We start from the raw sequence: 17795 nt of genomic DNA on the forward strand, positions 1-17795 counted from the left end.
TGAAGCCATGGAACCCTTGGACCTTCTCATCGTCGGCGCCGGCCTCTCCGCCGTGGACATGGCGCACCACGTACACAAGAACTTCCCCAACTGGAACTGGGCGGTCGTAGACTCCAACAGCGACATCGGCGGAACCTGGAACACCTTCACCTACCCCGGCATCCGCTCCGACTCCGACATGGCCACCTTCGCCCTACCGTTTAAGCGCTGGCCTCACAAAGGCACACTGGGCTCCGGCGCCCAGATCAAGGAGTACACCCGCGAGGCGGCCGAAGAATGCGGCATGCTCGACCGCCTCGAGCTCTCCACGTGGGTGCAGCGCATCAACTTCCACACCGAAAAAGGCCTGTGGGAAGTAGCGGCCCTGCAAGCCCCCAAGGGCACGGATAATTCCGAGGGACGAGCTGCTATGGACGGCGCTGATCATGATGGCGTCGAACAAAAGATCGAAACGAAAACATACTGGGCGAAATGGGTTCACCTGGCTGCGGGCTACTACCGGCACAGCTCCGGGTTCACCCCCACCATCACCGGCATCGACGACTTCCAAGGCACGGTCATCCACCCGCAACGCTGGCCGGACAACCTCGATGTCAGCGGCAAGCGCGTGGTGGTTGTGGGATCGGGGGCCACGGCAGTCACGCTCATGCCCGCGTTGCACGAGATGGGCGCTCGGGCCACGATGCTCCAGCGCACACCCACATACATCGCTCCCCTGCCCAACGACGACCGAATCAGCAAGGTCGTGGGGCTGGGCTTCAACATGGAACCCGGAAAGCGGGGCCACACGATCGCGCGGAACCTGCACATCTTCCGCGACATGTTCCAATACCACTTCTGCCAGACGTTCCCATGGGTGGCTCGCAAGTACTTCTGGGCCATGAATCGGCAGTACATCAGCGGCGCCGAGATCAAGAAGAACTTCACTCCCCCGTACAACCCCTGGGATCAGCGCGTGTGCAAATCCCCGGACGGCGACTTCTTCCGCGCGCTCAAAGACGGCGCATCGGTGGTGACCGGAGCGATCTCCACCGTCACGGCAGACGGGATCGACTTGATCGACGGGCGGCACATCCCGGCGGACATTATCGTCACTGCCACCGGCCTGCAGCTTCAGCCGTTCGGAAACCTCACGTTCGCGGTGGATGGGCAGGATATCCCCACCAAATCCCTCGTGGCCTACCGGTCGATGCTGGGCAACCGGCTGCCGAATGTCAGCTACACCATCGGTTACCTCAACCAATCCTGGACGCTGCGTGCCGACATGACCAGCCGCTACCTGGTGAAACTATGGCAGGACATGCGCGCCCGCGGCGACAAGTGGGCCGCCCCCGTGCTGCCCGAGGGCGTGGCCGCCGATCGCCCCATGCTGGAGATGGGCAGTGGATACATCCAGCGCAGCATCGACGAGTTGCCGCGCCAGGGAGCGGCGGATCCGTGGCGGATGGAGCACGATTACATCAAGGAACGCCGCACCTACCTCAGCCAGGACAACACGAAGGACATGGTGTTCGGCCAGGATGCCCTGGATGCCGCGGCGGTATTGGCGCGCACTGCTAGTGGCGGCGGCGCGGAGGTGCTGCAGCACTAGGTGAGCAAGCGCTAGGTGTACTAGCACTAGGTGTACTAGCACTAGGTGTGCTCACCACTCACCCCCTTACCTCGGCTGAGCATGCAAAAGCGGGGCGGGCCTCACCGATCGCAATGATCGGAGGGCTCGCCCCGCTCTTGTGTGCTGTTGTCTATCGTAAATGCAGTTCAGATCGCCGCCCCCGCGTCCATCACCGGGTGTCTATCGCTACCTACCGTGGGTGTCTAGGCCACGGTTCGCGGCAGCGGCCGGTGCGCATCCCCACTGGGGATAGCGGTCAGGGGCCAGTCGCGAACCAATCAGCGCGGCTGAACCCGCCTGTCTAGGGCGGTAGCGCGTGATTGCTCGAGAGGACTGTTTACTTGGCGGAACCGACTACTTCGAAGTTCAGGGACGCAGTGATGTCCTTGTGCAGGTTGACATCCACGGAGTAGATGCCGGTAGCCTTCACATCACCCTTGCGCAGTTTGATGGAGTGCTTGTCCAAGGAACGGCCGTTAGCCTTCTTCACGGCTGCAACCACATCGTCTGCAGTCACAGAGCCGAATAGCTTGCCGGACTCGGAGGTGCGGACCTCGACGGTAACGTCGCTGGCCTGCAGTGCCTCGAGCTCTTCCTTGACCTCGCGAGCGTGGTCCAGGTCGCGGATCTGGCGTGCTTCCTGAGCGCGCTTGATGCCTTCGACCTGCTTTTCAGCTCCGCGGGTAGCTACGATGGCGTAGCCGCGCGGGAGCAGGTAGTTACGTCCATAGCCAGCCTTGACTTCAACGATGTCGCCGGGAACACCGAGATTGTCAACGGCGGCGGTGAGGATCAGTTTCATGATCCAGCCTTTCGTTGTGCTTTGGTTTGACCAAATTGAATATGTCGTACTAGGCGAACCTAGTTTCTCCGGGGGCTAGCTGCGTGCCACCCCTGTGAAGAGAAAAGTTTTCAATCAGAATGGCGGCTCGTCATCGCCGTCACCAAAACCGGATTGCGGTGCGGAGTTCCACGGATCATCGTCGGTGGACGCGTTACGCCCGCCGAAGCCCTGATTGCCCTGGTTACCTTGGTTACCCTGGTTGCCCGAGTTACCGAAGCCACCCTGGTTGTTCTGGCCGCCTTGGCCGAAACCACCCTGGTTACCCTGGCCTCCTTGGTTGTTTCCAAATCCGCCTTGACCACCTTGGTTATAGCCGCCGCCCTGGCCGCCTTGGCCGCGGGTCACCTTCGTGACCTGCGCCGTTGCGTACCGCAGGGAGGGACCAACCTCGTCTACTTCAACCTCGAAGACAGTACGGCGTGCACCGTTGTTGTCATCCCATGACCGCTGGCGCAACCTTCCGGTCACAACCACGCGATCGCCCTTGGTGAGGGTGTTCGCCACGTTCTCCGCCGCCTGGCGCCACACGTTGCAGGTGAGGAACAGCGCTTCACCGTCCACGTACTGACCCGCCTGCGGGTCGTAGCGCCGTGGGGTGGAGGCAACGCGGAAATTCGCTACCGCTGCACCGTTGGGGGTGTAGCGCAGTTCTGGGTCCGCAACCAGGTTGCCAACCACTGTGATTGGGGTGTCTCCCTGTGCCATGTGTTCTTCCTTGCTTGGTGTGCGACGCGCTGTGTGCGGTCGAGGGCGGTGGTGATTCGAGGTTTCTCAGCGCGGCCGTTGTGCCGCGTTGACGACGTTTCCTAGAGTAGTCGATCCGGTGTGTTCAAGATCCAGTTATTACTGGTCCTTGCGCAGCACCTTGGTGCGCATGATGGTGTCGTTGATGTTGAGCACGCGGTCAAGCTCCTGCACGGTATCCGACTCGCACTTCAGGTCGAGAACAACGTAGATGCCCTCGTCCTTCTTGTTGATCGGGTACTCGAGGCGACGCTTGCCCCAAATGTCGACCTTCTCCACGGTGCCGTTCTCCTTGCGGACAATGTTCAGGAACTTGTCCAGCGACGGGGCAACGGTGCGTTCATCCTGGGAAGGGTCGATGATGATCATCACTTCGTATTGACGCACGGACCTCATCACCTCCTATGGTCTTAATGTTTTCGGCCGTGCCCGGGTTTGGGCATGGCAGGAGGGTCGTTGCGTCAGCAACCTTTTCAGATTACATGCTGACGTGGGGAATAAGAAATGTCCGTTCGAGCCGGGCAACCCGTGGTCGCCCCGGCACAACGCCCGACTGGGGCCCGGCTGGGGTCAAACTAGGTAGCGAAGAAGATCGCGGTGGTGGTGGGGATGATCGTCAAGAACACCACGGCCAGGATGAACAGCCCCCAAATCTGCTGCTTCGACTTCTTGTACATGAAGCTGGCGAAACTACCTCCGAACAGCAAAAATCCGATAAATACGCTGACCATCGTGACGATCAGGGCCGTGTTGCTCATGTGATCACTTTCCTCCGTAGTTACGTCCCATACTAATCTGCGCCCCTGCGCGCCCCGTACCCTGTGGCTGCTTGTTCAAGCGCTTTTTCTCGACGCCGCCATGCGCCCCCGCCCTCCGGCTCGCCCAGGACTGGGAGGGGTATGCCAGCAACACCCCGGCAAGCGGGTCGATGCCCCCGTGGGCCTGGCGCACACTATCCGGATCCACTCCCTTGGCCTGGCGAATGATGAGCACGCTCATGATCACGAGCAACCCCAGCCGAGCAACCGTCAGGGTGTCCGCCAGCCAGTTCGGCGCCGCCTGGCCGGCTGGCAGGAACTGCCACATGCGCACGTACCAGTACACGGTCTCCAACGCCGCCCAGCCGAACACGAGGCGCCACCTCGGCAGCGCCAGCGCGAGCAGGGGAACCAGCCAGATCGAGTATTGCGGGCTCCACACCTTGTTAGTCAGCATGAAGGCGAAGGTCGCAAGGAACGCGACCTGTGCGAGGCGTGGTGGCGTCGAACAAGAAAAAATGACAAACCAGGCCAGGGCGCCCAAGCAGATGAGGAGCGCAATGGTGGAGATGAGGTTGAGGGTCCCGGCTCCTTCGACGGCTTGGGAAGGGGTGATGCCGGACCAGGCATCGTTGCCGGTGATGTGGGCGATGACCGCATAGATCGTGGAACCTTCCCAGCCGCGGGAGGAGTTGAGCCGGAAGAATTCGGCCCAGCCGTTGGGGGAGAGGATGAGGATCGGCACGTTGACGGCGAGCCAGGTGATCACCGTGCCCGCCACGAGGCGGGCGAGGGGTGACCACGCCCGCGCGCGCAGGCACAGCAAGATGATGCCACCGACCACGAAGGCCGGCCAGAGTTTCAGCGCCACACCGATTCCACCGGCGACCCCGGCCCAACCGGGCCGCCGGTTCGCCCACAGGCTCAGCACGGCCACGGCGGCGAGGCAAGCGAGCAGATCGAAGTTGGTGAAGGCGTGCACGATGACCAGGGGAGAGGCGGCCATGAGGAGCGTGTCCCACACGCGGTTACCCGCCAGCTTCGCCACGAGACCAACGGCGGCGAGCCACGCCGCTGCGAGGAAGAAGGCATTGACGGCGAAGTACACACTCACCGCAGGAACCTGGGGGAGACCCAGGAGATCCCAGGCGCTGTGCACTGGGCGGGCGATGACGGCAACGAGCCACTGGTAGATGCCGGAGAGCACCGGGTACTCCATGTAGCGAGTGACGCCCGAATCGTCGACCCAGGAATACAGGTACGGGAAATGGAGCTGGTCCAGGCCGCGGGAGGAGAACAGCGTGACAGTGTCTGAGTAGCAGGCCGAGGTGTATTGCCGGTAGCCGGTCCAATCCGCGAACACTCCGTTATCGGAATGCCCGGTGCGGATGCACTGGCCTTTTTGGAGCCAACCGAGGCTCAAAAACACGACTCCGACCGCGAGGAGCACCCGCAGGGGAGTCCACCAGCGTTGCCTGCCGATCAGCGCGTGGTGGCCGGGAGGGCCGCCGATGAAGTCAATGAATCCCCGGGCCATGGGTTCCGTGGCAGACGGAAGCACCCGGCGGCTGTTCGACTGTGGCCGAGTCACAGTCGCCGGGTGCTGAGGGTGCCCTGTAGCCGAGGAGTCCTTCGGAGACGAGGAGCTGCTGGGCGTATTACTGGGCGTACTACTAGGGGTTGACGAGTCCATTAATGATGTCTCCGAGGTTCGGCGCCGGTGCCGGCGGGGGAGCCGGGGCTGGGGCGGGCGCCTGCGGTGCCGGTGCCGGAGCTTGCTGCTCCGCCTGAGCCGGTGCCTCTTGCTGGGCACCTCCATCGGTACCGCCGGTGCCACCGCCACCGCCAGTGGAACCACCAGAGTAGCTACCGGAACCGGACGATCCCGACGAACCGGAGGATGCGGAACCAGAGCCGAAGTACTCCACGTCATCGCCCTGCAGCGACTGGTCCATCACACCCTTCCAGATCTGGGAGGGCAGCTGGGAGCCGTACATCACTCCGCCGTAGGCGTTGCGCAGGGGAGCACCGTCAGCGGTACCAACCCAGACAGCGGTGGCCAGCTGCGGGGTGGCACCGATCATCCAGGCATCCTTGTTCTCGCCGGTGTCACCCAGCTGAGACGTACCGGTCTTCGCAGCCGAGGGGCGGCCTCCGGCCAACGAGTTTCCGTTGGAGTATGCGGCGATGGGTTGCATCGCGGAGATGACTCCCTGAGCAACCTCCTTGTCGATGACCTGGTCGCCCTTGAGCTTGGAGTTGTCCAGCAGTACTTCGCCCTGAGAGTTCTCCACCTTCTGCACGAAGTGCGGGCGGTAGTACTTGCCTTCGTTCGCGAGGGTGGCCAGCGCCGAAGCCATGTCCACCGGGCGGGTTTGGTACATGCCCAGGGTGATACCTTCGAAGGGGGCGCCACCGTTTTCGCTAAGGGTCTTGTCGATGCCGGGGATAGACTCTGCCACGCCGAGGCGGTGGGCCATGTCCGCAACGTCTTGGGCGCCACCGTTGAGCTTGCGGGTGAGGCGGATGAAGCTGGTGTTCAGCGACATCTTTAGCGCCTGCGCGATGGAGCACGTGCCACAGCTCATGTTGTCGACGTTCGTCACCGTGGTCCCGCCGGTAGTGACGGGGGAGGAGTCGAACTGATCGTAGATGCTGCCGCCCTGATCCAGGTACGCGGCGAGGGCCATGATCTTAAAGGTCGAACCGGTCTGCAGGCCCGCATCGGCGTAGTCGAAGCCCACGGGGTCTTCGCCGCCGTACCAGCCACGGATGCCACCGGTCTTCGGATCGATGGACACGACAGCATCGAGGATGCCCTCCTGCTCACCTTCCTTCTTCGCTCGCGACACATCAACCGCGGCGTTTTGCACCTTGGGGTCGATGGTTGTCGTGATGCGTAGGCCACCGGTGTTGACCTGATCCTCAGTGATGCCGGCCGCTTCCAGTTCCTTGATGACCTGAGTCTTGATCAGACCGTTGGGGCCATCGCTTTGCGTGTTGTTGGCCGTGGTGGCCGGATCCAGAACCTCGGGGTACTTCGCATCCTTGCGCTGCTGCGGGGTGATGGCACCGGTTTCTTCCATGCCGTTCATCACGTAGTTCCAGCGGCTTTCAGCACGTTCGCGGTTGGTCCACGGGTCCAGCGCAGAGGGAGCCTGGATGGTGGCGGCCAGCACCGCGCCTTCCTCGATGGTCAGCTGGCTGACGTCCTTACCGAAGTAAGCGTGAGCCGCCGAACCGATGCCGTAGGCATTGCGGCCAAAGTAGATGGTGTTGAGGTAGGCCTCAAGGATCTCATCCTTGCTCCATTCCCTCGCCATCTTTGCGGAGATCACGAGTTCCTTGGCCTTACGGACGAGGCTGAATTCGTCACCAACCAGCGCGTTCTTGACGTACTGCTGGGTAATGGTGGAGCCACCGCCCGCTCCTTCGCGGCCGAGAAGCTGGCCCAGTGCGGCGCGGCCGAAGCCCGTGATGGAGAAGCCGGGGTTGGAATAGAACTCGCGGTCCTCGGCAGCCAGCACGGCCTGGCGAACGTGCAACGGGATCTGGTTGAGCGTGACGTTCTGGCGGTTACCCTCCGGCGGCACGATACGGGCCAGCTCGGTCTGATTGTCATCGGCCATGATGTAGGAGATCTGGTTGTTCACCAACTCTTCCGGCTCCGGAACCTTTGTCACGGAGTATGCGGTGAAAAATGCCACCAGCGGCACGATGATGATGACCGCCATGATGGCCGCCAGACTAGCGAGAAGCTGCTTCCGGAAGTGGCCATCGCGCCAATTCTTCTTCTTGCGGGTACGCGCGGTGATCGGTCCGTTCTTGGCGACCCGCGCCTCGTCCTTCTTCTTTTTCCTCGACGCCGCTGCGGCCGCGCTGGCTGCAGCGGCCTTGGAGCCGCCACGGCCTGGTCGCTTGGCATTGGGACGAGTGGAGGCAGACTTCTTCGCGGCACCGCCCTTTGCCGGGCCTTTGCCCTGGGCCGAGCCGCGTCCCTGCGGACGTCCCTTACCGTTACCGTTGCCGTTGCCGTTGCGGCGGGGAGGCTTTCCGTTGTTGGAAGGGTTCTGTGATGGCTTGTCGTTACTCAACTAATCGAGTCTCCCGGTCGATTATCAAAAGCGGAACCGGATCCGATGATGTCTTCACGGATCAGAAAGTTCCACCTGCAGGTCATGCAGACTTCCACGGTGTGGATGGTGAGCTCCGGAAAGGCCTCCACCACGCCGTCTATTTCTCTTACACTACGCGCTGTGCCCGACTTTTCACCTAATGCTGCGCCATGAATCCACAGGGTTTCTCGAAGAGTATGGGCACCACACAGCGGGCACGCGCGCCCGACCACTGTTCCCAGGACGTCGGCGGAAGACATGAGGGAAGGTGTTGCATTTCGCACCTGGCCTGCAGAAATGTCTCCGCTGCGGACACGCCGAAGCACCCGCTGGCGATCCAGTTGATGGTCAATGACCTTCCTGGGGCGCCCGTGTGGTGAAAGTGACGCGTGGGAATCAGTGGGCATGGACAACATGATAAATGCTGACGGCGAGAACACCGCAACGCGCGCCTGCCGCACCGTCGCACTAGCACCGTCTCCGCCGACAGCAAGCAGCGGACTTAATCGGTTAACCACCACCGCTTAATCGGTCAACCCTGCGTTCAGTGCAGGTCACCGCGCCGGTCGCCCTTATGTTGGGATTCATGAGTGAAAATACCTGCAACATTGCCATCGTCGGGCTGGGCAACTGCGCCACCAGCCTGATCCAGGGCATCCATCTCTACTCCGAAGCCACCGCTGACCAGGACATTCCCGGCCTGATGCACACCAAGTTCGGCCCCTACGCCGTGGGCGATGTCAAGGTCGTCGCTGCGTTCGACGTGGACGCCGACAAGGTCGGCAAGGACGTCGCCGACGCTATCGAGTCCGGCCAGAACTGCACCATCAAGATCGCCGACGTGCCCACCACCGGCGTGAAGGTTCAGCGCGGCCACACCCACGATGGCCTGGGCCGTTACTACCAGCAGACCATCGAAGAGTCCTCCGAGGAGCCCGTCGATGTCGTGGCCGCTCTCAAGGAAGCCAAGGCGGACGTTGTTGTCAGCTACCTCCCGGTGGGCTCCGAGGAGGCAGACCGCTTCTACGCGCAGTGCGCCATTGACGCAGGTTGCGCCTTCGTCAACGCCCTGCCCGTCTTCATCGCTTCCGACCCGGAGTGGGCGCAGAAGTTCCGCGACGCGGGCCTACCCATCGTCGGCGATGACATCAAGAGCCAGGTCGGCGCAACGATCACCCACCGCGTGCTCGCCAAGCTCTTCGAAGACCGCGGCGTGCGCCTGGAGCGCACCATGCAGCTCAACGTGGGCGGCAACATGGACTTCAAGAACATGCTGGAGCGCGAGCGCCTCGAGTCCAAGAAGGTCTCCAAGACCCAGGCTGTGACCAGCAACCTCAAGAAGAGCCCGCTGGCCGGCAAGATCGATGACCGCAACGTGCACATCGGCCCCTCCGATTACGTGGAATGGCTCGATGACCGCAAGTGGGCCTACGTACGCCTCGAGGGCTCCGCGTTCGGCGAGGTCCCGCTGAACCTCGAATACAAGCTCGAGGTATGGGATTCCCCGAACTCCGCAGGCATTATTATCGACGCGGTCAGGGCCGCGAAGATCGCCTTGGATCGCGGAGTTGCCGGGCCTGTCGACGCGGCATCGAGCTACCTGATGAAGTCCCCGCCGGTTCAGCTCCCCGACGACGTGGCCCGGGCACAGCTCGAAGAGTTCATCAACGGCGCTTAAAGCCAGGGCCGCATGGCGGCGTCAAGAAATGGGACAGTTCCCATTTACATCCAAAACTGTTGTAATTTGGTATTTATGGCCTCTACTCCACTCGAGATCGCATCAAAGCTCCGCCCATCCCTCACGCGGTTGTACTTGCTGTACTTCCGCCAGGCGGAGAACTCCACCATTAGCATGGCCCAGCTGTCCATCATGATGATCCTGGACGAAAAGGGTCCCATGCGGATTAGCCAGATTGCCTCGACCGAGGCGATTCGCATGCCCACGGCGTCCAACGCTGTTAACCAGCTGGAGACGATGGGCCTGGTCACCCGAGTGCGCGACATCTCGGATCGCCGCGGCGTGCGCGTCGACCTCACCGACAAGGGCCGCGAGGAGCTCGAAAAGCTCAGCGAAGAGCGCGCCAACCAGTTGGCCGGCATGCTCGAGGGACTCAACGATGAGGAGCTGGAGCGCACTGAGGAAGCTGTGTCGCTGATCGATGAGATCCTGCACAGCTACGCCGCCTCCATCGAGGAAAAGTTGAAGGCTGAGCACGAGCACGGCGGGCGCAGCGCACACTAGGCGCACGAAGCCCGACCGTGTCTCGCCATGCCTGCCATGTTTACTAAGCCCGAGATGGTTTTTGTTCCTTTAGGCCACGTGAATCGCTCGGGTTACTCAGTTCTCCTACGGTTGACTAAGGTTTACGCCCTGTGAGCTCTCTTAGCAGTCCTTCATCGCAGCCGCTTCGCCTCATGATGGCATGGCGGCCGCAGTCCCCCGGTTCGGAGGCGGCCCAGGTCGTCGCATGGTTGGGGCGCACGCAAGCCATCACGGCTCGCACGGCCACGGTCATCCCGCGGGCATGGACCGTTCAACCCGAGGCAAAGAACCTCGAGAAGCTGAAGCACTGGGCGACGAAGGAAGCGAAGGCCTGCTCGAAGGCCGCTCTCGGCGCCCTCGATCACGCCAAGTTGCCGCACTCCATGCTCGATTCCGAGCAGGCATCCGTGGTGAGCGTGGATCACTCCGAAACGCGCGCTCTCATCGCTGCCGCAGAGGATTTTTCAGCCGATGCAATTGTCGTGGGTTCGCACCCCGCCGCGCCGCAGGAGCGGTTCCGGATTGGTTCCACAGCGGACGCGCTGCTGCATTGTTCCCCGAAGCCGCTGTTGTTGAGCCCGCGAGCTCCCCGGCTATCCAAGCGGGGCGTTACCCGCGTGAGCTGCGCGTATGTGGATACCGATCAGTCCCACGAGGCCTTGCGCTCAGCGGCTGACTTGGCTGCCCGCTGGCAGATACCGCTGCGGTTGGTGGCGTTTAGCCCGCGGGGCGTCACGATGTACCCCACGCAAACGCCCTTCGACGATGAGTCGGAGCAGATGGTGGAGTGGCGCGAGCAGGCCCTTGCGCTGCTGGATCGGGGCCGCGACCGGGCGCTGGCCAGGCACGCCGACCTTGTTGTGCAGACCGAGGCCGGCAGCGGCTACGGCTGGTCTGGTGCCATGAACGCGCTGAAGTGGAAGAAGGGCGACCTGCTGGTGCTGGGGTCCAGCCAGCTGGGGCAGTTCCGCCGAGTGTTTTTGGGCCCTTCCACGAACCAGATTCTGCGCCACAGCCCCGCGCCCGTGCTGATCGTGCCGGTGTAGGGGCGGTGCCGCTGCGGCCCCCTGGTTCCGCCTCTTCTCTGCTCACCAGCCACCGCGTAGCATAGAGGCATTATGAGCACGCATGATGACTATGACGAGCTGCATCCTCGCGACCGCTTCGATGTCTATCCCCTCGACGAGCACTCCGACTCGGCACCGTCGCGGCCCAGCGACCTCGACTACGAGGCTGACCCGCTGCTCCGTCTGGAGCGCAACAATCGCAGCTCCACCCAGGCCATCGTGTTTTTCTTCGGCATCATTTTCGCCACCACGATTTCTGCCATCATCATCTGGGTGCTATCACTCACCATGGGCGGGCCGTACTGCGATCGCGACGATACAGCGCAGTTGTGCAGCCGTGGGTTCCAGCTGATCTTCTCTTTGGTACCCACGTCCATCGCCATGTTTGGCCTGTTCGGCGGCGCGTTCATCGCCTACCTGAAGTGGCGCAGGCACGAGCGCTGGCGCCCGTGGATCGCCGTGGTCTGGTTCATCATGCCGTTCTCCATGGCATGGGTCACCTCGATTGGTGCCATGCTGATCCTGGGACACAGCGTGGCGCCCTAGCTCCCCGGTCCCCGGCGCGGCACCACCGTGCCGTAGCAGCTCCCCGTCACGGCACGGCGAATGCTACTTCGCCACGATGTTAACCATCTTGCCGGGCACCACGATGATCTTGTTCACCGTCTTGCCCTCCACGTGCGCGGCCACGTTCGGCTCGGCCAGCGCGGCCGCCTCGATGTCCTCGCGGCTCGCATCGGTGGACACGGTGATCCGCCCGCGGAGCTTGCCCATGACCTGCACCGGCAGCTCGATGGAGTCATCGACCAGCCACTTATCTTCCCACGTGGGGAAGGGCACGTAGGTAATTCCGCCTTCGTGGCCCAGGATCTTCCACATTTCCTCCGCGATGTGCGGTGCCAGCGGCGAGAGCATCTGCACGAGGGGCTCCACGGCCTTGCGGGGCGCCTGAGCTGCCGCGCCGGAGGTGCTGTAGTTCTTCGTCAGGTAGTTGACGTACTCGATGAGCTTTGCCACGGCCGTGTTATCGCGCAGTTCTGCGAAGTCCTCGTACACGCCGGCCACGGTGCGGTGCAGCGCCTTGTTGTCCTCGTCAGTCAGGTCGGCCTCAGTGACGGTGGCCTCGCCGGTGTTCTCGTTGACCACGAGGCGCCAGGCGCGCTGCAGGAAGCGCTGTGCACCGATCACGTCCTTCGTGGCCCATGGGCGGGAGGTATCGAGCGGCCCCATGGCCATTTCGTAGACGCGCAGGGTGTCGGCACCGTAGTTGTCGCAGATCTCATCCGGAGACACGGAGTTCTTCAGGGACTTGCCCATCTTGCCGTATTCCTGGAACACCTCTTCTTCCGCGCCTTCTTTGACGCCCTCTTCCGCGCCGCCCTTGTCCGCCGGGCGAATCCAGTAGAAGCGACCATCGCGCTCCTCGACCTCGGCAGCGGGCACGTACACGCCACGGGAATCCGTGTAGGCGTAGGCCTGGATGTAACCCTGGTTGTACAGGCGGTAGTACGGCTCGAAGCTGGAGACAATCCCGAGGTCGAACATCACCTTGTGCCAGAAACGGCTGTACAGCAGGTGCAGCACGGCATGCTCCACGCCGCCGACGTACAGGTCCACACCGCCGGAAGGACGACCCTCGCGCGGGCCTACCCAGTAGCGCTCGTTCTCAATGTCCACGAGTGCATCGTCGTTGGTGGGGTCGATGTAGCGAAGTTGGTACCAGGAGCTACCGGCCCACTGCGGCATCACGTTGGTGTCGCGGTAGTAGGTCTGCTCGCCGTCGCCCAGGTCGAGGGTAACCTCCACCCATTCCTTCGCCTTGGCCAGCGGCGGCTGGGGCTCACTGTCCTTGTCTTCCGGGTCGAAGCTGACGGGCTTGTAATCCTCAACCTCGGGCAGCTCGACCGGCAGCATGTCGTTCGGCAGGGCGTGGGCCACACCGTCTGCGTCGTAGACGATGGGGAAGGGCTCGCCCCAGTAGCGCTGGCGGGCGAAAAGCCAGTCGCGCAGCTTGTACTGAATCGTGCCCTCGCCGGAGCCCTGCTGCTCCAGCCAGGCAATAGCAGCATCGATGGCCTCGGTCTTGCCCATTCCGTTGAGGTCCAGGCCGTTGTCGTTGGCGCTGTTGACGTGCGGTCCGTCCTCGGTGAAGGCCTCCTCGGCCACGTTGCCGCCCTGCAGTACCTCCACGATGGGCAGGCCGAAGACACTGGCGAACTCGTGGTCTCGGGTGTCGTGGCCCGGCACAGCCATGATCGCGCCGGTGCCGTAGCCGGTCAGCACGTAATCAGCGATGAAGATCGGCACCTGTGCGCCGTTGACCGGGTTGATGGCATAAGCGCCGGTGAATACGCCGGTCTTGTCCTTGTTTTCCTGCCGCTCCAAGTCGGACTTTGCGGCAATGTCCGCGCGGTAGGCCGCCACGGCCTCGGCGGGGGTTGCCTTACCGTAGGTCCACCGCTCGTCGATCCCCTCGTAAGCCGCGGCAGCGGAATTGTCGGCGGTGGAGCCCGTAGCGGCGTCGGATACCAACACATCAACGAGCTCATGCTCCGGAGCCAAAACCACATACGTGGCGCCGAACAGCGTGTCCGGGCGGGTAGTGAACACGCGGATCTCGTTGCCACCGGGGGCGGCGAAGGCCACCTCGGCACCGCGGGAGCGGCCGATCCAGTTGCGCTGCATGGACTTCACCTTGTCCGGCCAGTCCAGATACTCCAGGTCGTCGATCAGGCGGTCGGAGTAGGCGGTGATGCGCATCATCCACTGCTGCAGATTCTTGCGGAACACGGGGAAGTTGCCGCGCTCAGAGCGGCCATCGGCGGTGACCTCCTCGTTGGCCAACACCGTGCCCAGACCCGGGCACCAGTTCACCGTGGAGTTGGAGCGATACACCAAGCGGTAGCCATCCAGAATCTCCTGCTTCTCAGCTGCGGTGAGCTCAGCCCAGTCAGCGCGCTCGGCGGCCAGCTTCTCCTCGAGCTCAGCGATGGGGCGGGCCGCACCCTTTCCATCGGCGGGGTTGGTGGCCTCGGGATCGAACCAAGAGTTGAAGATCTGCAGGAAGATCCACTGCGTCCAGCGGTAAAAGTCAGTGTCAGTGGTGGCGATGGCGCGGCGCTTATCGTGGCCCAGACCCAGGCGGCCGAGCTGGCGCTCCATGTTGTCGATGTTCGCCTGGGTCGTGGTGCGCGGGTGCGTTCCGGTCTGCACGGCGTACTGCTCCGCGGGCAGGCCGAAGGCATCGTAGCCCAGGGTGTGCAGCACGTTCGCGCCCTTCATGCGGTGGAAACGGGCGAACACGTCCGTAGCGATGTAGCCCAGCGGGTGGCCCACGTGCAGACCCACGCCGGAGGGGTAGGGGAACATGTCCTGGATGAACTTACGATCCGTGGGGAGTTCCTGGCCCTCGACGTGCAGGGAGCCCACTGGGTTGGGGGCGTTGAATGTGCCGTTCGTTGCCCAGTACTCCTGCCACCGCTTTTCAATATCGGCGGCGAGTTCCGGGGTGTAGCGGTACGGGGTCTCTGCCGAGGGGTTTGTTCCAGGATTCGTCATGTGTCCTAAGTGTAGTAGGCGCTGGGACGGCGAGTTATTCCACCAGTAGCTTTCGCGGCCGTATCGCTGGTTGGTGCTGGTTGGTGTTGCTGGTTGTGGTGGGAATAGACTGGTGAGCATGATCGTGCTGAGCGTTATCCTGTGCATTATCGGCCTGGCAATCCTGGTGGTGGGTGTGTTGGCGTTGACCAACAAATTGCCTGGTAACTCGGTGGTGGGGCTGCGGATCCCGGAGGTCCGCCAATCGCAGGAGAACTGGACGTTGGCACACCGCATCGCCGGGCCGGGGTGGATTGGTTCCGGTCTGGTGATGTTGTTGGGCGCTTTGGTGAGCTCGTCGGCCTCGGGGTGGATGTGGCTGGTTGTCGCAATGTTGGTGGTGGGCTCGCTGGTCCTTGCCGGTATCGGCTCGGCCATGGCGGCTCACGCTCTTGCCCAGGTCGACGCCGCCAGGCAGCGCGAAGAGCAGGCCAATTCATCGTGCTGTAGCGCGGGCGCTGCCGGCCAGGAGGATGCCGGCGCTGCCGGCGGGTGCTGTAGCTCTGCGGACGGCGAGCCCACTGCGGAGCAGTGCGCCAGCGGTCAGGCGTGCGGCAGCTGCTCACTCAATGGTGCCTGCGAGGGCGGGGGAGCGGCCTTCGACGCCCGCAATACCAGCGCACAACGGACGAGCCCTGCGGTGGATGTAGATGCTGCGCGACGGGCGGTTGAGGCGCAGGACCAGCGTTAGGGGAGTAGGCGCCCTACCTCCAGACCCGCGGACCCCTAGTACCCTCGGGAAGCATGAGAGACTCTAACGCCACCGTTGTCGTTTCGGGCACCGTCAACATTGACACTTTCGTGGGTGTCGATAATTTCCCCCATCCCGGCGAAACCGTCATCGGCACCCGAGGAATCGAAGGCCTCGGCGGCAAAGGCGCCAACCAAGCCGCTGCCTGTGCTCACATGGGCGTGCGCACCGTTTTGCTCTCTGCCGTGGGGCAGGATTCCCAGGGCGAGCTCGCCATCACCGAGCTGAAGCGCCACGGCGTCAACACTGAGCACGTCGCGGAAACGCGCCAGCCCACCGGCCAGGCGTTCATCATGAACGACAGCTCTGGGGAGAACATCATCATCGTCACCTCCGGGGCCAATCAGCTCGTCAGCCCAGCCCAGCAGCGCGAGACCGTGGACACCCTGCGCTCCCAAGGGCCCGTCCCGGTGGTCCTCGCCCAAGGCGAGCTCACCCCCGAGCACAGCGCCGAGCTGCCCAAACTCGTCCGTGGCACGGACACTCGCCTGGTTCTCAACCTCGCCCCCGTGACCACCCGCGATCCCGATCTGCTCGCCGCTGCAGACCCGCTAATCCTCAACGAGGGCGAGGCCGCGGACGTTCTTGACGTGCCACGTTCCACCCCGCGCGAGGAGATCTTCGATCTGCTCCGCCCCATCGCCCGCTCCGTCGTCGTCACCCTCGGCGCGGAGGGTGCTGTCATTCTTTCGGGCGACGCCACCCTGCGCGTCCCCGCCGTCCGGGTTCCGTCGGTCGTGGACACAACCGGTGCTGGGGATGCCTTCTGCGGCACCCTCGCCGCGGCTCTCGCGCAAGGCGAAGACTTGGAAAACGCCTGCAAACTCGGCACCGCCGCGGGAGCACTAGCGACACAGAAGAAGGGCGCAGCGGGCAGCTACGCCTCCGAAGTGGAGGTTCGCGCCCTCGCTGAGGAATAGCGAACCCTTTACCCACCCCCCAATCCCCGCGAGAGGACTCCCATGGATTCAGGCAAGACTGACAACACTGACAACACTGGCAGCACTGGCAACACCGGCGACACCGGCACGACGATGCGCGCGGTCGTCTCACGCGCCGGTGGGTCACTGGGGACCCCCGGCTCCCTGGTGGATGCCACCGTGGATGCACCCGGCAGGCCTACGGGGCGGGATCTGCATGTTGGCGTCGAAGCGATATCGGTGAACCCGGTGGACACGAAAACGCGCAGGAAAGACAACCCGGACGGCACGGACCGGATCCTCGGATGGGACGCGGTGGCAACGGTGCTCGCCGTGGGCGACAGCGCTGAAGGATTCGCGCCTGGCGACCGCGTGTACTACGCCGGGTCAATCGCGCGCGCCGGAAGCTATGCGCAACAACAGCTCGTCGACTCGGCACTCGTCAGCCCGGCCCCGACCACGCTGAGCAACGAGGAGGCGGCGGCGCTACCGCTCACCAGCCTCACCGCATGGGAAGCACTGTTCGACAAGTTCCAGGTCGGTGCGGACAGCCGCGGAACACTACTGGTCATCGGCGGCGCCGGGGGAGTGGGGTCGATCCTCATCCAACTCGCTAAAGAACTCACGCAGCTGACGGTGATCGCCACGGCCTCGCGCGAGGAATCGGCAGCGTGGGTGACAGAGATGGGCGCGGACGTAGTGGTGAACCACCACGATGCCGACGTGATTGACCAGATCCTCGCCCACGCACCCGGCGGGGTGGACTACGCCTTCAGTGCGCACAGCGAAGGCAAGACAGAGTTCTTTAGCCAGGTCATGCGCGCATTCGGACAGATTGTTTCCATCGATACGGCCAGCGACCTAGATCTGTTTGCCCTGAAGAACAAGGCCATCACGTGGCACTGGGAGTACATGTTCGCCCGGGCGTTACACGACTACCACCCCGAGGAGCAAGGGCAAGCGCTGCGCCGGATCGCGGAGCTTGTGGACGCCGGCAGGTTGCGCACAACGCTGCGGCGTTCGGTGGAGCCCATCAACGCGGACACGATCCGCGCCGCCCATGCCGAGCTGGAAGACGGGCACGTGATGGGCAAGATCGTGCTGAATGGATGGGATAGTTAAAC

At 63.3% G+C, this 17795-nt stretch carries 16 protein-coding genes; 8 read left to right on the forward strand and 8 right to left on the reverse strand.

What is annotated here, in order from left to right:
- Positions 1-7 precede the first annotated feature (7 nt).
- A complete protein-coding gene (locus tag LA343_RS01755; protein WP_025403837.1) occupies positions 8-1591 on the forward strand; it encodes a flavin-containing monooxygenase in 1584 nt (527 codons plus the stop codon).
- 358 nt (positions 1592-1949) lie between these two features.
- On the opposite strand, the gene rplI is transcribed toward LA343_RS01755, so the two are convergent.
- From rplI to LA343_RS01790, 7 genes are all read right to left on the reverse strand, one after another.
- Positions 1950-2414: a 50S ribosomal protein L9 gene (rplI, locus tag LA343_RS01760; protein WP_025403838.1), complete on the reverse strand. Its 465-nt coding sequence runs from the start codon at positions 2412-2414 to the stop codon at positions 1950-1952.
- 114 nt (positions 2415-2528) lie between these two features.
- On the reverse strand, positions 2529-3161 hold the full coding sequence (locus LA343_RS01765; RefSeq protein ID WP_025403839.1) for a single-stranded DNA-binding protein: 633 nt from the start codon (positions 3159-3161) through the stop codon (positions 2529-2531).
- 138 nt (positions 3162-3299) lie between these two features.
- A complete protein-coding gene (gene rpsF, locus LA343_RS01770) occupies positions 3300-3587 on the reverse strand; it encodes a 30S ribosomal protein S6 (RefSeq protein WP_025403840.1) in 288 nt (95 codons plus the stop codon).
- A gap of 188 nt (positions 3588-3775) precedes the next feature.
- Positions 3776-3958 carry a hypothetical protein gene (locus LA343_RS01775; protein ID WP_025403841.1) on the reverse strand — a complete coding sequence of 61 codons (183 nt, stop codon included), beginning with the start codon at positions 3956-3958 and terminating at the stop codon, positions 3776-3778.
- A gap of 4 nt (positions 3959-3962) precedes the next feature.
- Entirely contained in the window at positions 3963-5549 is a 1587-nt protein-coding gene (locus LA343_RS01780; protein WP_224209196.1) for a glycosyltransferase family 87 protein, read from the reverse strand.
- Positions 5550-5631: 82 nt separating this feature from the next.
- Positions 5632-7692 (reverse strand): transglycosylase domain-containing protein, encoded by a 2061-nt coding sequence (locus tag LA343_RS01785; RefSeq protein WP_182840917.1) that lies wholly within the window; start codon positions 7690-7692, stop codon positions 5632-5634.
- Positions 7693-8048: 356 nt separating this feature from the next.
- The gene (locus LA343_RS01790; RefSeq protein ID WP_224209197.1) at positions 8049-8480 is read right to left on the reverse strand and encodes a DUF5318 family protein; all 432 of its coding nucleotides are present in this window, start codon (positions 8478-8480) and stop codon (positions 8049-8051) included.
- Positions 8481-8659: 179 nt separating this feature from the next.
- Here LA343_RS01790 and LA343_RS01795 point away from each other — a divergent pair, with 179 nt between their 5' ends.
- The 4 genes from LA343_RS01795 to LA343_RS01810 all read left to right on the forward strand — a co-directional run bounded on the left by LA343_RS01795 (position 8660) and on the right by LA343_RS01810 (position 11949).
- On the forward strand, positions 8660-9751 hold the full coding sequence (locus LA343_RS01795) for an inositol-3-phosphate synthase (RefSeq protein ID WP_025403844.1): 1092 nt from the start codon (positions 8660-8662) through the stop codon (positions 9749-9751).
- A gap of 75 nt (positions 9752-9826) precedes the next feature.
- Entirely contained in the window at positions 9827-10315 is a 489-nt protein-coding gene (locus LA343_RS01800) for a MarR family winged helix-turn-helix transcriptional regulator (RefSeq protein WP_025403845.1), read from the forward strand.
- A gap of 173 nt (positions 10316-10488) precedes the next feature.
- Complete coding sequence (locus LA343_RS01805; RefSeq protein ID WP_276784800.1) at positions 10489-11382, forward strand: universal stress protein; 894 nt, start codon at positions 10489-10491, stop codon at positions 11380-11382.
- 72 nt (positions 11383-11454) lie between these two features.
- Positions 11455-11949, forward strand: coding sequence for a membrane protein (locus tag LA343_RS01810; protein WP_025403847.1), 495 nt, complete (start codon positions 11455-11457; stop codon positions 11947-11949).
- A gap of 63 nt (positions 11950-12012) precedes the next feature.
- Here the strand turns inward: LA343_RS01810 and LA343_RS01815 are convergent, their stop codons facing one another.
- Complete coding sequence (locus tag LA343_RS01815; RefSeq protein WP_025403848.1) at positions 12013-14961, reverse strand: leucine--tRNA ligase; 2949 nt, start codon at positions 14959-14961, stop codon at positions 12013-12015.
- Between the two features lie 118 nt (positions 14962-15079).
- On the opposite strand from LA343_RS01815, the gene LA343_RS01820 reads away from it, so the two are divergent.
- From LA343_RS01820 to LA343_RS01830, 3 genes are read left to right on the forward strand one after another with little or no spacing between them, the layout of a single operon-like run.
- Complete coding sequence (locus LA343_RS01820) at positions 15080-15691, forward strand: SdpI family protein (RefSeq protein WP_025403849.1); 612 nt, start codon at positions 15080-15082, stop codon at positions 15689-15691.
- Positions 15692-15744: 53 nt separating this feature from the next.
- Positions 15745-16671, forward strand: a complete 927-nt coding sequence (locus LA343_RS01825; RefSeq protein WP_025403850.1) for a ribokinase — start codon at positions 15745-15747, stop codon at positions 16669-16671.
- A gap of 42 nt (positions 16672-16713) precedes the next feature.
- Positions 16714-17793 (forward strand): zinc-binding alcohol dehydrogenase family protein, encoded by a 1080-nt coding sequence (locus tag LA343_RS01830; RefSeq protein WP_220473216.1) that lies wholly within the window; start codon positions 16714-16716, stop codon positions 17791-17793.
- Positions 17794-17795 lie beyond the last annotated feature (2 nt).

This window comes from Corynebacterium falsenii (assembly GCF_020099275.1).
In the GTDB taxonomy this organism is placed as follows: domain Bacteria; phylum Actinomycetota; class Actinomycetes; order Mycobacteriales; family Mycobacteriaceae; genus Corynebacterium; species Corynebacterium falsenii.

What these genes read in the sequence shown, in the direction of transcription:
- LA343_RS01790 (WP_224209197.1), bottom strand. Translation starts at nt 8,480, where the DNA reads ATGCCCACTGATTCCCACGCGTCACTTTCACCACACGGGCGCCCCAGG.
- LA343_RS01805 (WP_276784800.1), top strand. Translation starts at nt 10,489, where the DNA reads ATGATGGCATGGCGGCCGCAGTCCCCCGGTTCGGAGGCGGCCCAGGTC.
- LA343_RS01825 (WP_025403850.1), top strand. Translation starts at nt 15,745, where the DNA reads ATGAGAGACTCTAACGCCACCGTTGTCGTTTCGGGCACCGTCAACATT.
- LA343_RS01795 (WP_025403844.1), top strand. Translation starts at nt 8,660, where the DNA reads ATGAGTGAAAATACCTGCAACATTGCCATCGTCGGGCTGGGCAACTGC.
- LA343_RS01775 (WP_025403841.1), bottom strand. Translation starts at nt 3,958, where the DNA reads ATGAGCAACACGGCCCTGATCGTCACGATGGTCAGCGTATTTATCGGA.
- LA343_RS01800 (WP_025403845.1), top strand. Translation starts at nt 9,827, where the DNA reads ATGGCCTCTACTCCACTCGAGATCGCATCAAAGCTCCGCCCATCCCTC.
- LA343_RS01755 (WP_025403837.1), top strand. Translation starts at nt 8, where the DNA reads ATGGAACCCTTGGACCTTCTCATCGTCGGCGCCGGCCTCTCCGCCGTG.
- LA343_RS01815 (WP_025403848.1), bottom strand. Translation starts at nt 14,961, where the DNA reads ATGACGAATCCTGGAACAAACCCCTCGGCAGAGACCCCGTACCGCTAC.
- rplI (WP_025403838.1), bottom strand. Translation starts at nt 2,414, where the DNA reads ATGAAACTGATCCTCACCGCCGCCGTTGACAATCTCGGTGTTCCCGGC.
- LA343_RS01785 (WP_182840917.1), bottom strand. Translation starts at nt 7,692, where the DNA reads ATGGCGGTCATCATCATCGTGCCGCTGGTGGCATTTTTCACCGCATAC.
- LA343_RS01820 (WP_025403849.1), top strand. Translation starts at nt 15,080, where the DNA reads ATGATCGTGCTGAGCGTTATCCTGTGCATTATCGGCCTGGCAATCCTG.
- LA343_RS01765 (WP_025403839.1), bottom strand. Translation starts at nt 3,161, where the DNA reads ATGGCACAGGGAGACACCCCAATCACAGTGGTTGGCAACCTGGTTGCG.
- LA343_RS01810 (WP_025403847.1), top strand. Translation starts at nt 11,455, where the DNA reads ATGAGCACGCATGATGACTATGACGAGCTGCATCCTCGCGACCGCTTC.
- LA343_RS01830 (WP_220473216.1), top strand. Translation starts at nt 16,714, where the DNA reads ATGGATTCAGGCAAGACTGACAACACTGACAACACTGGCAGCACTGGC.